Genomic DNA, 12677 nt, shown 5'->3' with positions numbered 1-12677 from the left:
ACCCACCGCCGGCAAACAGCTAAGCTAAGGCAATAGCTTTCAACAGTGCTGGCTCCGCCGACACTCCCCATGGTTCAACTGCCCGGACGTATCATGCGCAGCCGCCTGTTACACATCGCATCCTGCCTGCTGCTTACCGCTGCCACCTGCGCGGCGCAGGCCACCGACCTGACCCTGCAACGCCAGTACTATGACGAAGCCAAGCGAGCGCTGGCCAAAGGCGACAAAGGCCCCTACCTGCGCTATGCCCAGGCCTTGAGCGACTACCCGTTGACGCCCTACCTGGCCTACGACGAACTCACCGCCCGCCTGAAAAGCGCCAGCAACCAGGAAATCGAAGGTTTCCTGGCCAAGCATGGCGACCTGCCCCAGGCCAACTGGATGAAACTGCGCTGGTTGCGCTGGCTGGCTGAACGCGGCGAGTGGGATACCTTCGTCAAGTACTACGACCCCAAGCTCAACTTCACCGAGCTGGACTGCCTCAACGGCCAATACCAGCTCAGCCACGGCTTGCGCGCCGAAGGTTACGCCACCGCAGACAAGCTGTGGAACGTCGGCAAATCGCAACCTGCCGCCTGCGACACACTGTTCGGCATGTGGGCAGCCGAAGGCCAGCTGACCGAGGCCAAGCGCTGGGAACGCACCAAGCTGGCCGCCCAGGCGCGCAACTACGGCCTGGCCAACACCCTGGTCAAGACCCTGACCACCCTCGGCCCGCAGGGGCGCCTGCTGATCGACGTCGCGCAGAAGCCCGAGCTGCTCAACCAGCCGTCGCGCTTTACCCCGGTCAACGAGGCCATGTCCGACGTGGTCAGCCTCGGCCTTCGTCGCCTGGCCCGGCAGGACCCGGAGCGTGCCATGGCACTGCTCGACGATTACGCGCAGCGCATGCACTTCTCGCGTGACGAAAAGGTGGCCATCGCCCGCGAAATCGGCCTGACCCTCGCACGCCGCTACGACCCACGCGCGCTCGACCTGATGACCCGCTATGATCCCGAGCTGCGTGACAACACTGTCAGCGAATGGCGCCTTCGCCTGCTGCTGCGCCTGGGCCGCTGGGAGGACGCCTACGAGCTGACCAAGCGCCTTCCCCAGGACCTGGCCAGCACCAGCCGCTGGAAGTACTGGCAGGCTCGCAGCCTGGAGCTGGCACAGCCCAACAACCCGCAGATCCCGCTGCTGTACAAGACCGCAGCGCGTGAGCGTGACTTCTATGGCTTCCTCGCCGCCGACCGGGCACAGACACCGTACCAGCTGAACAACAAGCCGCTGCTGCTGAGCCCCCAGCTGGTCAAGAAGGTCCGCAACACGCCCGGCATCCAGCGCGCACTGGAATTCCACGCCCGCGGTCAGATCGTCGACGGCCGCCGTGAGTGGTACCACGTCAGCCGCCACTTCACCCGTGACGAAATGGTTGCGCAGGCACGCCTGGGCTATGAGCTGCGCTGGTACTTCCCGGCCATCCGCACCATCAGCCAGGCCCGGTACTGGGACGACCTGGACATCCGCTTTCCCATGGCCCACCGCGACACGCTGGTGCGTGAAGCCAAGGTTCGCGGCCTGCATTCGAGCTGGGTATTCGCCATCACTCGCCAGGAAAGCGCCTTCATGGAGGACGCACGCTCACCCGTGGGCGCCAGCGGCCTGATGCAACTGATGCCGGCCACGGCCAAGGAAACCGCACGCAAGTTCAGCATCCCGCTGGCCTCACCGGCGCAAGTGCTGAACCCGGACAAGAACATCCAGCTGGGTGCGGCCTACCTGAGCCAGGTACACAGCCAGTTCAACGGCAACCGGGTGCTGGCTTCGGCAGCCTACAACGCCGGGCCCGGGCGCGTGCGACAGTGGCTCAAAGGGGCCAAGCACCTGAGCTTCGATGTGTGGGTGGAGTCGATCCCGTTCGACGAAACACGCCAGTATGTACAGAACGTGCTGTCGTATTCGGTGATCTACGGGCAGAAGCTGAATTCACCGCAGCCACTGGTGGATTGGCACGAACGGTATTTCGATGACATGTGATTGCTGTTGAGCCTGTACCGGCCTCTTCGCGGGTGAACCCGCGCCTACAAGGGTTACGCGGTCGTTGTAGGAGCGGGTTCACCCGCGAAGAGGCCGGTACAGGCAACACACCTATTCCAGGATTTCTACTTCCATCCCCACCTCCAGCCACCCACTGCCATCCACAGCCAGGTTCTGGCCGAACAGCACGTCGCCTTCTTTTTCGCGGAAAGTCTTCAGCGTAGCCATCGGCTCACGGTCAGCGCTGCGCTCCCCGGTGGCTGGATCGATGGTCGTGAAGATGCACCGCACACTGGGCTTGAGCACGCGAAACACCAAGCTGCCGATGCGAATCCGCTTCCAGGCATCCTCGGCAAACGGCTCCGCGCCCTGCACCACCAGGTTGGGCCGAAAGCGCCGCATCGACATGGGCCGGCCAATACGCCGGTTAAGCTCGTCCAGCGAGCCCTGCCCAATCAGCAGCAAGGGGAAGCCATCCGGAAACGCCGCACGGTCACTGTTTAAGCCGTAACCATTGGGCAAGTAACGCGCACGCTGCTCCGGGCAATGCACCAGGCGTACGGCTTTGCCCAGCAACTCACTCAACCAGGCCGCCGCGGCATCGCCAGCGTCCGGCACACGCAGGGTATCGCGCCAGATCGTCACGCCGCGCAGGGCGTCATCGGCAGGCGGTACAGGCACCCGCAACGGCGCCTGTCCAGGGGCTTGCAGCAGCAACTGGCCGCTGTCGTCATCGCTCGCGTCGATCTGGCCAAGTTGTGGCCAGGCACGCTGGGTCAGGAAGCGTCCGTTTTCTTCCTCGACCACCATCCAGCGCCGGTCGCCTTGCAACCCCAACAACCCCACCGGTGATGCCTTCAGGCTTTGCGCCTGCCCCGACTTCACCGGGTATCGATAAAACTCACTGAGAAACATCCCTGCTGCCTCGCTTCATGCCAAAAGCCAAGCTTATACCTGGCCGGCACAACGTTCACGCGGCGGTGGTATCCAGCAGCAGGCGCTGCTTGACCACATCGACCAGGCGATCAGGCTGGAACTTGGAAAGGAAGTTGTCACAGCCCACCTTCTTCACCATGGATTCGTTGAAACTGCCCGACAGCGAAGTGTGCAGCACCACATAGAGCTGGCGCAGACGGGCATCGCTGCGGATCTCGGTGGTCAGCCGATAGCCGTCCATTTCCGGCATTTCTGCATCGGTGAACACCATCAGCAGCTTTTCGCACACGTCCTCGCCGGCGTCGGCCCAGCCCTTGAGCATGCGCAGCGCCTTCAGGCCATCACTGGCCACATGCAGCTTCATGCCCAGCTGAGACAGGGTATCGCGCAATTGCGCCAAGGCCACACTGGAGTCGTCCACCAGCAGCACTTCGCGGCCGCGGGCCCGGGCCAGCACTGGGTCGGCGAGCTTGTCGCCAGAAACCCGGGCGTTGTAGGGCACGATTTCGGCCAGCACCTTTTCCACGTCGATCACTTCCACCAGCTTCTCATCGACCTTGGTGATGGCAGTCAGGTAGTGCTGGCGACCGGCACTGGAAGGCGGCGGCATGATCGACTCCCAGTTCATGTTGACGATGCGGTCGACACCGCCCACCAGGAAGGCCTGCACCGAGCGGTTGTATTCAGTGACGATGATGGTGCTGTCCGGCCCCGGCTGTAGCGGGCGCATACCGATCGCCTGGGACAGGTCGATCACCGGCAGGGTCTGCCCGCGCAGGTTGACCACACCGCAGACATAGGCGTGGCGCTGGGGCATCAGGGTCAACTTGGGCAGTTGCAGTACTTCCTGCACCTTGAACACGTTGATCGCGAACAGCTGGCGACCAGCCAGACGAAACATCAGAATTTCCAGGCGGTTCTCACCCACCAGTTGCGTGCGTTGGTCTACCGTGTCGAGAATGCCAGCCATTGGAAAGCCCCCAGGCTTGAGTCTTAAAAGGTGAAATCATCTACCCTGTATCGGCGGCTTCACGCACACCTTGACCCTTGCGGGAAAATGCCGCGCAGATAATTGATATCACTTTACCATCATGTTTTACTGCCGACACGCCATGGCAAATCGGGGGCACGACAAAAGTTCCCTACCCTAGCCCTTGATCAGGGAAACCCTTAGCGGCAATCGGGTGCAACCTGATGTTCGCGATATCCTTTAGCCATTAATGTGACGCCATTCTCATTGCATGAATGGAGTCAGGCTTTTGCTAGCTATCGTTTCGGCGTGCCCGCCCCCTGCGCCTACCCCACGCGCGGGGACTTGATGATGGACACTGCCTTATCGTTCGATGACGCCCTGCAGGGCTTCCTGCTGGATGCCCAGGTACTGCTGACCCAGGCCCAGGAATGCCTGCAGCATCTGGAGCTTATAGACAATGACCCGGATGCCTGCAGTTGCCTGAACAACACCCTCGACACTATCGCCCGTCAAGCTACGCGCCTGGGCCTGCGTGAAGTTGCCCACTACACCACCGCCCTGCAACAGTTGCTCGCCCCGGCCTGTCACGGTGGTTGCCTGCAGCGTGAAGCCCTACCCGCGATAGAGGCGTGCCTGACCTTGCTGGCCTGGCAGTTGGAGCTGGTCGATAGCCGTACAGGGCGGCTGAACCTGGACATCGGCGAGCAACTGGTTCTACTGGGTGAATTGGCCAAAGTCGTACACCCCCCCTTTGCGCCAGCCTGCGCGTCGTGCGATGAAGAAGGCAGCGCGTGCATTCACCCGCCCAGTGACGTGGCAACCGGCAACCGCCCCAGCCGCTCTAATCGCATGCATTAACCTGACGCAAAGTGCAACTAAGCAACTTTATTGAAACCCGACCATGGTCGAACTTGGAAAGTTCACCAGGCTTTCGGTGCATGCCCTTGAATCATTGCCGCGTTAGTTACAGCACAAGTGGGTACAGGGCGATTAAAGGGTGGCACTTTGCTACCCGAAAGGGCCCGACCAGTAGGCGTTTCAACGCGTTACACGGCCGCGACCGATGCAATGCAAAGTGGTAATATGCGCCCCCACAAACGCTTGCGACCGGAACAAAGGTGGCAAGAATACGTGTTCGAAAAAACAACGAAAGTACTGCGCCAAAGCCTCTGAGCAGCATTGTGCAAGGCCTCCATCAGCAATACTTCAGTGGCCTCCCTACCTATGTTTCCACGCTTGAAGACTTCTTTGCATTGCTGCTCCCGCGCCGCCGTGCTGCGTTGGGCAACGGTCGGGCTTTGCGTGGCCTCACTGGTTGCCAACATGGCGCTGTACCTGGCCAACCAGACAATCCCGGCCACCCTGCTGGTGCTGCAGTTGGTCGCCACGCTGGGTGCTGTTGTACAACTGGGGCTGGGCGCCAGGTCGATCCACCTGCGCCCGGCCGAGCTGGCCGAGCGCATGCTCAAGGTGCAAGAAGACGAGCGTCAGCATCTGAGCCGGGAACTGCACGACGACATCGGTCAACTGCTCACCGCTGCCAAGCTGCAACTGCAGTGGCTGCAACGGCGCATGCCCGAAGACTTGCAGGGGCACTGCGACGTCCTGCGCAGCACACTGGATGACACCCTCGGTAACGTGCGCGATGTTTCCGCGCTGCTCAACCCCCGGCAGTTGGCCAGCCTTGGCCTGGAGGCCAGCCTGCGCGCGCACCTGGTACGCACCCTGGCCAGCAGCGGCGTGCACTGGAGCCTGGCGTGCAACCAGCGCCTGGGCGGCATCGACGAAGCCGTGGCCATGGCGGTGTTCCGTATTACCCAGGAGGCAGTGACCAACATGCTGCGCCACGCCCAGGCACACAACCTGGTCATCCGCCTGCAACGCACCCCTGAGGGGCTGGCGTTGTCGATCCACGACGATGGTCGTGGTTTCGCCCCTGCCCGGCACCCGGCCGAAGCCGGTCAGCGCGGCTTGGCCGGCATGCAGGAGCGGGTAATCGCGCTGCAGGGCAGCCTCGACATCACCAGTCAGCCTGGCCGAGGCACGCAGATCGAAGCGATGTTCCCGTGGTCCCCGCGCACCCAGCAACGCGCCAGGAGTATTACCAACCATGACCTGTAGACTACTGCTGGTAGATGACCACTCGCTGATCCGCGCCGGGGTGCGCGCACTGGTCTGCGATATCCCCGGCTATGACGTGGTCGGCGAAGCCGACGACGGCAACCAGCTACTCGACCAGGTACGCACACTGGCGCCCGACATCATCTTGCTGGACATCTCCATGCGTTCGACCAGCGGCCTGGACGCCCTCACCCAACTGCGGGCCAGCGGCAGTACCTGCAAAGTGCTGATCCTCTCCATGCACACCGACCCGGACCTGATCATGCGGGCGCTGGAAAGCGGTGCCCACGGCTACCTGCTCAAGGACACCAGCGCCACCGAGCTGGAACAGGCGCTGGGTGCCGTACGCCACGGTGAGCGCTACCTCAGCCCGGCCATCGCCCACACCGTCATCAACCAGGCGCTGCGGCACACCAAACAAGGCAAGCAAAGCGCTGGCGAACGGCATAATCTGACCTCACGGCAACTTGAGATCCTGCGCCTGATCGTGCGCGGCAAGTCCACCCGGGAAATCGCGGCGGGCCTGGGCCTGTCGATCAAGACCGTGGAAACTCACCGCTCGCAAATCATGAAGCGCCTGCAGATTCACGACGTGGCCGGCTTGGTGCTGTTCGCCGTACGCGAAAAAATCATCAGCCTGGATGACTGAGCAACGGTGACCCGGCCGGCAGGTGCAGGTGCAACGCCGCCGGCCTTGCCTGAAAGCGCAGGTTGGCAGCTTGCAACGGCTCGCCATCGAGGTTGATGTCCAACCCTTGCGAACTCTTGATCTCGACCCATGGCAACCTGGCCCGAACGAACAGGCCGTCACCGCCCAACAGGTCCCGCAGAGCCCCCACCACTTCCTGTGGTGCAGGCAGAATAGCGACGTCAAGCAAACCGTCGTTGACCATGGCTTCGGGGCACAGCACTTGCCCGCCCCCAGCCTGTCGGCCATTGCCGATACCCAGCGCCAGCAAATCCCCTTGCCAGTGGAAGCCTGGCCCTTGTAGCTCTACCGAAGCCGCCTGTAGCTCACTGAAGCGGGATAACCCGGTGAACAGGTAGGCGGCAGCGCCCAGTACTTTCTTGAGGTCTTCGGAGGTATTGGCGGTGACCTGGCTGCCAAAGCCACCCGTGGCCATGTTGAGGAACAGATGATCGCCAGCCTGCCCCAGGTCTATCGGTTGTGGTGCGACATTCAGCAAGGCCAGCGCCGATGCCGGCTCCAGGGGGATGCCAGCGGCTTTGGCGAAATCGTTGGCCGTCCCCAATGGCAACAAGGTCAGGCTGGCGTTGGTAGCGGCCAAGCCCATGGCCTCGGCCACATCCCGCAACGTGCCGTCCCCGCCACCGGCGACGATATGGCTGTAACCCGCCGCCAGTGCCTCGGCGACCAGCCGTTGGGCGTCGCCCGCCTCCCAGGTAACCCGTACATCCAGCACCCAGCCGCTATCGCGCAGGTCGCGCACGGCGCTGCGCACGTCTTCGTTCATCGCCTGCTTGCCGTGCAGCACCAACATTGCCTTGCGCCCTTGCATGTGCGCGTCTCCGTAAAGTGGACCACCCCCTATCTCGACCACTGGTCCAACCAGATCGTTGCATGCCCTGGAAAAAACAGTGTGCCGGCGCCAGGCCTGCAACTGGTCACGTCGCCGGTCATTTTTTCCACACCTGACAATCCCGGCTATGCTCAGCAAATACCCCTATTGCCATGGACGCGCCCGGCAGTGGCTCCCCCACTGCTGCCAACGGGCGCGTTTTGCTATCTGCAGCCTTTCGCGAGGACTTCGGGTCATGCGCATTCTCTGGACACTGCCCTATCTGCCTTGGCCGACCACCAGCGGCCACAAGACCCGGCAATACCATCTGCTGCGCGCACTGGCCCAGCGCGGTCACCGGATTACCCTGCTGGTGCAGTCGAAGATCCCTCTCTGCGACGCAGCACGTGAGGCCCTTGAGCCCCTACTCGAACGCCTGATCGTGCTACCCCGCAGGCCGCTGCACAGCCCACTCAACCTGCTGGCCTCACCCATCATCGACTACCCCATGCGGGCAATCATCAATGGCCTGGCGCCTTGCCTGCGGCACCGGTTCGAGCAACTGCTGGACGAACCTTGGGACGTGATCCAGATCGAGCACAGTTACAGCTTCCAGCCGTTCGAAAAAGCCCTGCAGGCTCGCAGGCTGCCCTACATGCTTAGTGAGCACACCCTGGAATCGGTAATGGGCAGCGCCTGCCACGATCGCCTGCCGCTGTGGCTGCGCCCGCTCAACGCCTTCGACCGCTGGCGCTACCGGCGCTGGGAGCACCGTGTGCTGCGCCAGCCCACCGAACTGGTGGCTGTCAGCGCCCATGATGCCGAGCTGATCGCGCAGATCAGTGGGCGCCCGGTGAATGTGGTGGTTAACGGCGTGGACTGTGATTTCTACCAGCAGGTGCAACCTGCGCTGCACAGCCAGCGTCTGTTGTTCGTCGGCAATTTCGAATATGGCGCCAATCTGGAGGCCATCGAATGGGCACTGGACGACATCATGCCGAAGGTGTGGATGAGCAACCCGGCGGTGCGCCTGGCGATTGCCGGGCACGCCATGCCGGCCAACTGGAAGCTTCACTGGAACGACCCACGCATTGAATGGTTTGGCTACCGCCCCGACCTGCGTGAACTGCAACGACGTTCAGCGCTGTTCTTTGCTCCCCTGCGTTATGCCGGTGGCTCGAAGGTGAAAATCCTCGAAGCGATGGCCGCCGGCTTACCCGTGATCACCACCGACAAGGGCGTGTCAGGCCTGACCGTGAACAACGGCGAACACTACTTGGGCAGTGACGACGGTGATCAACTGGCATTGCTGATCACCCAGCTGCTCAATCAGCCCTGGCGCATGAGCCAGTTGAGCGATGCCGGGCGCCAGTTTGCCCGCCAGCGCCACGACTGGAGCGTGGCTGCCCAACAACTGGAGAATGTGCACATACGCCTGACCCAGGCGGCACCGGCCGAGGCCACGCCGCTGGCCAGTGCCTGGCTGGGCCGCTCAGCCAAGTAGCTCGCTGAAGGGGATGAATGGCACGATGTCGCCCTGCTTCGGCGTGCTGCCTTCACGCACTTCCACCAGGCCCTCCGCCCAGGCTGCGCTGCGCAGCACACCCGAGCTCTGGTTCTTGTAGATGCGCACGCGGCCCTGTTCGATGCGCGCGCGCAGGTATTCGCGACGCGTACCCGGCTTGGGCCAGTCAAACCCTGCCGGCATGTCGAACCGCAACGGCGTGACGTCAATCACACCCTGACGACGCAGCAGGTAGGGCCGGGTCAGCAGACCGAAGGTGACCAAGGTCGAGGCGGGGTTGCCCGGCAAGCCAATCACCGGCACGCCCTGGAAGTGGCCGAAGGTCAGCGGCTTGCCCGGTTTGATCGCCAGCTTCCACAACGCCAGTTCGCCGGCCTCGCGCAGGGCGGCACCGAGGTAGTCGGCTTCACCCACCGAGACGCCTCCGGTAGACAGAATAAGGTCTACGCCACGCAGTTCAGCCAGGCAGGCGCGAGTGCGCGCCAGGTCATCCGGCAGGATGCCGGCATCGACCACTTCGCAACCCAGCCGCTGCAACCAGCTGACCAGCAGCCTGCGGTTGCTGTTGTAGATCTGCCCAGGCCCGAGCGGCAGGCCTGGCTCGACCAGTTCGTCGCCGGTGGACAGCACCGCCACTTTCACCTTGCGCACCACGTCCAGACGGCCATGCCCCAAGGTCGCCGCCAGGCCCAGTTCGATCGGCCCAAGGCGGGTGCCGGCGCTCATCACCTGCTCGCCCTTGCGGGTCTCCTGACCTTGAGGGCGTATGTTCTGCTCGGTGCGCAACGCTTCAAGAAAGCGCACCCGGCCATCTTCGAGTACTTCGGTGTTTTCCTGCATCTCGACGCAGTCGGCCCCCTCCGGCACAGGCGCACCGGTGAAAATCCGTGCGCAGGTACCCGGTTGCAGCGGCTGGGGCGCATGGCCGGCGAAAATACGCTGGCTGACCGGCAGCGGCTGGCCCTGCCAGTCAGCCAGGCGCAAGGCATAACCGTCCATGGCGCTGTTCGGCCAAGGCGGCAGGTCGAGGGAGGCAACCAGGTCAGTGGCCAGCACGCGGCCTTCGGCTTCAGCCAGCGGCAGGTTTTCGGTCTCGCGGATCGGTGCAGCTTCGGCCAGCGCCAGCAGTTGCTCCAGCGCCTGTTCCACCGGCATCAGCGGCCGGGCCTGGCTGACCTCAGCCACGGCTGTCACAGGCCGCTGCCTGCTTCAGGTGCGCCACGAAGTTGCACGGGCGATGACGGGCATCAAGCTGCTCGGCAAGGATGCCATCCCAACCGGTGCGCACAGCGTTGGTCGAGCCCGGCAGGCAGCACACCAGCGTGCCGTTGGCCAGCCCGGCCAAGGCTCGCGATTGCACGGTGGAGGTGCCAATGTCGGCCACGGAAATCTGCCGGAACAACTCACCGAAGCCGTCCACTTGCTTGTCCAGCAGGCAGGCCACCGCCTCGGGGGTGCTGTCGCGGCCAGTAAACCCGGTACCGCCCGTAATCAGCACCACTTGCACGCTGTCATCGGCGATCCAGGTGGCAACCTGGGCTCGGATCTTGTACAGGTCATCCTTGAGCAGCACGCGCTCGGCAAGGCGGTGACCGGCGGCGCTCAGGCGGTCGACGAACATTTGGCCAGAGGTGTCGGTGTCGAAGGTACGGGTGTCGCTGACCGTCAGTACGGCGATGCTTAGCGCCACGAAGGGGGTATCTGCCTTGGCTTTCATGGGTGTCCGTCACAACAGGATGAGATGGACGCAGTTATATCACAGCGCACCTTTTCCAGCGTTGCCCCCCTAAGCCTTGCCATGGGTCAAGGGGACAAATTAGTCGCTATGCTGCACTTGGAGTGAACTTGCACTAACGTCCTGCGTCATAAATGTCATCTAGCACCATCGCACTTGGAGAAACACGATGATCAAACGGACCCTACCCGCCTTCCTGCTTGCCTTGGGTTTGGGCGCCCTTGCTGGCTGCTCGACCCCAACCGTCATTACCCTGAACGATGGCCGGGAGATCCAGGCAACCGACAAACCGTCCTACGACGAAGACTCTGGCTTCTATGAATTCGAGCAACTCGACGGCAAGCGCACGCGCCTGAACAAGGACCAGATCCGCACCGTCAAAGAGCTCTGATCAAGGCCCCGTTCAGGCCATGGCCCTTTAAACAACAAGGGCTTGCGGGCAAAAACGGGATGCAGTAGGATTTTGGTCATCGGAGTGTAGCGCAGCCAGGTAGCGCGTCTCGTTCGGGACGAGAAGGCCGCAGGTTCGAATCCTGTCTCTCCGACCATATCCTTGTCAAAAAGCCCGCCTTGCGCGGGCTTTTTGTTGTGTGCGAAAAATACGTCAGTGCGCCGCTTCAGCCTCCAGGGGCACATGCAACCCCTGCAGACCGAGTCAAGCGGTCAGCCGGGAGGTGACTTCGCCCAACTGCCCTGACAAACCATGCAGGCGCTGCCCCGCCTGCTCGGTATGCTGCACCGCTTCCTGGTTGGCCGTGGCAATTCGGGTAATTTCGATCAGGTTACGCGAGATATCTTCGGCCACGCTGGTCTGCTCCTCGGCCGCAGTGGCGATTTGCCGGTTCATGTCGCGGATCGCCTCCACCGCCTGGGTAATACGTTGCAGCATCTGCCCGGCCTGCTCGACCTGCTCAGCCCCTTCCTGGCTACGTTGCTGGCCGCTTTCGATGGCCTTGACCGCCTCCACCGCCCCCGACTGTACCGCTTCGATGATCTGGTGAATTTCTGCAATCGACGCTGCCGTGCGCTGGGCCAGGCTACGCACTTCATCGGCGACCACCGCAAAACCACGCCCGGCTTCGCCCGCACGGGCCGCTTCGATGGCCGCGTTAAGCGCCAGCAGGTTGGTCTGTTCAGCAATGCCGCGGATCACTTCCAGCACTTTGCCTATACGCGTGCTGTCATGCTCCAGATCGCGAATGACCGTCGCCGTGCCGGCGATTTCGCGGTTGACCGCGCCGATAATGTCGATGGTCTGCTGCATCACCCGCTCGCCGGCCTGGGCGCTGTGGTCGGCGTCATCGGCCGCGCGGGCAGCCTCGGCGGCGTGGCGAGCGACCTCTTGGGCAGTGGCGGACATTTCGTGCATGGCCGTGGCCACCTGGTCGGTACGCTGGAACTGGTCATGAGTACCGCGGGCCATGTCACCGGCAATACTGCGCAACTGGCCGCTGGCACCTTCCAGCTCCTGCGCGTTGTCCTGCAGCCGGCCGACAGTATCGGCAAGAAAGTCACGCAGGGTGTTGGCCGCCCGCGCCAGGCGCCCCAGCTCATCCTCCCGACGGCTGTCGACCCGGGCAGCAAAGCAGCCCTGGCTGAGCTGCGCGACGTACTCGATCAACTGGCGGATCGGCTCGATCAGGCTACGGTTGACCAGCCACAGGCTGAGCAGCCCCACCAGCACCGCTGAAGCCAGCATCACCAGCAGGCCCAACCATACCGTGCGCTCGGCACTGGCATTGAGGCTGGCGGCACGCTGGCGAGCATCGGCGCGCAGTTGCTCGACCAGTTCGCTCATTTGCTCACTGGCGGCACGGTCCACGCCTTTGACCGCCCGGTCGCCCGCTA

General features: G+C 63.1%; 12 protein-coding genes, 1 tRNA gene and 1 pseudogene. 7 read left to right on the top strand and 7 right to left on the bottom strand.

Features of this window, described 5'->3' with window-relative positions:
• The first annotated feature begins 93 nt into the window (after positions 1-93).
• Entirely contained in the window at positions 94-2019 is a 1926-nt protein-coding gene (locus I8746_RS10735) for a transglycosylase SLT domain-containing protein (RefSeq protein WP_221100661.1), read from the top strand.
• Positions 2020-2130: 111 nt separating this feature from the next.
• Here I8746_RS10735 and I8746_RS10730 read toward each other — a convergent pair whose 3' ends face one another.
• Both I8746_RS10730 and I8746_RS10725 read right to left on the bottom strand, forming a co-directional pair.
• Positions 2131-2934, bottom strand: coding sequence for an MOSC domain-containing protein (locus I8746_RS10730; protein WP_221100660.1), 804 nt, complete (start codon positions 2932-2934; stop codon positions 2131-2133).
• 55 nt (positions 2935-2989) lie between these two features.
• Complete coding sequence (locus I8746_RS10725; protein WP_003248753.1) at positions 2990-3925, bottom strand: chemotaxis protein CheV; 936 nt, start codon at positions 3923-3925, stop codon at positions 2990-2992.
• A gap of 351 nt (positions 3926-4276) precedes the next feature.
• On the opposite strand from I8746_RS10725, the gene I8746_RS10720 reads away from it, so the two are divergent.
• The 3 genes from I8746_RS10720 (at position 4277) to I8746_RS10710 (ending at position 6698) form a co-directional block, all read left to right on the top strand.
• The gene (locus tag I8746_RS10720; RefSeq protein WP_017147798.1) at positions 4277-4786 is read left to right on the top strand and encodes a hypothetical protein; all 510 of its coding nucleotides are present in this window, start codon (positions 4277-4279) and stop codon (positions 4784-4786) included.
• Between the two features lie 366 nt (positions 4787-5152).
• Entirely contained in the window at positions 5153-6049 is an 897-nt protein-coding gene (locus tag I8746_RS10715; protein WP_221100659.1) for a sensor histidine kinase, read from the top strand.
• Entirely contained in the window at positions 6039-6698 is a 660-nt protein-coding gene (locus I8746_RS10710; RefSeq protein WP_012053165.1) for a response regulator transcription factor, read from the top strand. Before I8746_RS10715 ends, I8746_RS10710 begins: the two co-directional genes overlap by 11 nt.
• Here I8746_RS10710 and yegS read toward each other — a convergent pair.
• Positions 6682-7569: a lipid kinase YegS gene (gene yegS, locus I8746_RS10705; RefSeq protein ID WP_221100658.1), complete on the bottom strand. Its 888-nt coding sequence runs from the start codon at positions 7567-7569 to the stop codon at positions 6682-6684. The two genes, I8746_RS10710 and yegS, sit on opposite strands and share 17 nt — an antisense overlap.
• Positions 7570-7825: 256 nt before the next feature.
• On the opposite strand from yegS, the gene I8746_RS10700 reads away from it, so the two are divergent.
• Positions 7826-9073, top strand: a complete 1248-nt coding sequence (locus I8746_RS10700; RefSeq protein WP_012053167.1) for a glycosyltransferase family 4 protein — start codon at positions 7826-7828, stop codon at positions 9071-9073.
• Here I8746_RS10700 and glp read toward each other — a convergent pair.
• Both glp and moaB read right to left on the bottom strand, forming a co-directional pair.
• Positions 9062-10288 carry a gephyrin-like molybdotransferase Glp gene (glp, locus tag I8746_RS10695; RefSeq protein ID WP_017147801.1) on the bottom strand — a complete coding sequence of 409 codons (1227 nt, stop codon included), beginning with the start codon at positions 10286-10288 and terminating at the stop codon, positions 9062-9064. The two genes, I8746_RS10700 and glp, sit on opposite strands and share 12 nt — an antisense overlap.
• Positions 10272-10811, bottom strand: coding sequence for a molybdenum cofactor biosynthesis protein B (gene moaB / locus I8746_RS10690; RefSeq protein WP_003248741.1), 540 nt, complete (start codon positions 10809-10811; stop codon positions 10272-10274). The genes glp and moaB overlap by 17 nt, the downstream gene beginning before the upstream one ends.
• A gap of 187 nt (positions 10812-10998) precedes the next feature.
• Between moaB and I8746_RS10685 the strand changes: the two genes are divergently transcribed.
• A complete protein-coding gene (locus I8746_RS10685) occupies positions 10999-11220 on the top strand; it encodes a YgdI/YgdR family lipoprotein (RefSeq protein WP_003248738.1) in 222 nt (73 codons plus the stop codon).
• Between the two features lie 80 nt (positions 11221-11300).
• Positions 11301-11377: transfer RNA gene (locus I8746_RS10680), tRNA-Pro, on the top strand.
• Positions 11378-11484: 107 nt separating this feature from the next.
• Here the strand turns inward: I8746_RS10680 and I8746_RS27540 are convergent.
• A complete protein-coding gene (locus tag I8746_RS27540; protein ID WP_373270671.1) occupies positions 11485-12198 on the bottom strand; it encodes a methyl-accepting chemotaxis protein in 714 nt (237 codons plus the stop codon).
• 171 nt (positions 12199-12369) lie between these two features.
• Positions 12370-12528: pseudogene (locus tag I8746_RS27535) on the bottom strand (HAMP domain-containing protein); the annotation flags it as partial.
• Between the last annotated feature and the right edge of the window lie 149 nt (positions 12529-12677).

This window comes from Pseudomonas sp. USTB-Z (assembly GCF_019691255.1).
GTDB lineage: Bacteria > Pseudomonadota > Gammaproteobacteria > Pseudomonadales > Pseudomonadaceae > Aquipseudomonas > Aquipseudomonas alloputida.
Note: the sequence above shows the minus strand (reverse complement) of the source record. Positions and strands in the feature narration are given on the sequence as shown.

Excerpts from the sequence above, each read along its gene's own strand:
- I8746_RS10735 (WP_221100661.1), top strand. The coding sequence starts at position 94 with ATGCGCAGCCGCCTGTTACACATCGCATCCTGCCTGCTGCTTACCGCT.
- I8746_RS10730 (WP_221100660.1), bottom strand. The coding sequence starts at position 2,934 with ATGTTTCTCAGTGAGTTTTATCGATACCCGGTGAAGTCGGGGCAGGCG.
- I8746_RS10725 (WP_003248753.1), bottom strand. The coding sequence starts at position 3,925 with ATGGCTGGCATTCTCGACACGGTAGACCAACGCACGCAACTGGTGGGT.
- I8746_RS10720 (WP_017147798.1), top strand. The coding sequence starts at position 4,277 with ATGGACACTGCCTTATCGTTCGATGACGCCCTGCAGGGCTTCCTGCTG.
- I8746_RS10715 (WP_221100659.1), top strand. The coding sequence starts at position 5,153 with ATGTTTCCACGCTTGAAGACTTCTTTGCATTGCTGCTCCCGCGCCGCC.
- I8746_RS10710 (WP_012053165.1), top strand. The coding sequence starts at position 6,039 with ATGACCTGTAGACTACTGCTGGTAGATGACCACTCGCTGATCCGCGCC.
- yegS (WP_221100658.1), bottom strand. The coding sequence starts at position 7,569 with ATGCAAGGGCGCAAGGCAATGTTGGTGCTGCACGGCAAGCAGGCGATG.
- I8746_RS10700 (WP_012053167.1), top strand. The coding sequence starts at position 7,826 with ATGCGCATTCTCTGGACACTGCCCTATCTGCCTTGGCCGACCACCAGC.
- moaB (WP_003248741.1), bottom strand. The coding sequence starts at position 10,811 with ATGAAAGCCAAGGCAGATACCCCCTTCGTGGCGCTAAGCATCGCCGTA.
- I8746_RS10685 (WP_003248738.1), top strand. The coding sequence starts at position 10,999 with ATGATCAAACGGACCCTACCCGCCTTCCTGCTTGCCTTGGGTTTGGGC.
- I8746_RS27540 (WP_373270671.1), bottom strand. The coding sequence starts at position 12,198 with ATGCACGAAATGTCCGCCACTGCCCAAGAGGTCGCTCGCCACGCCGCC.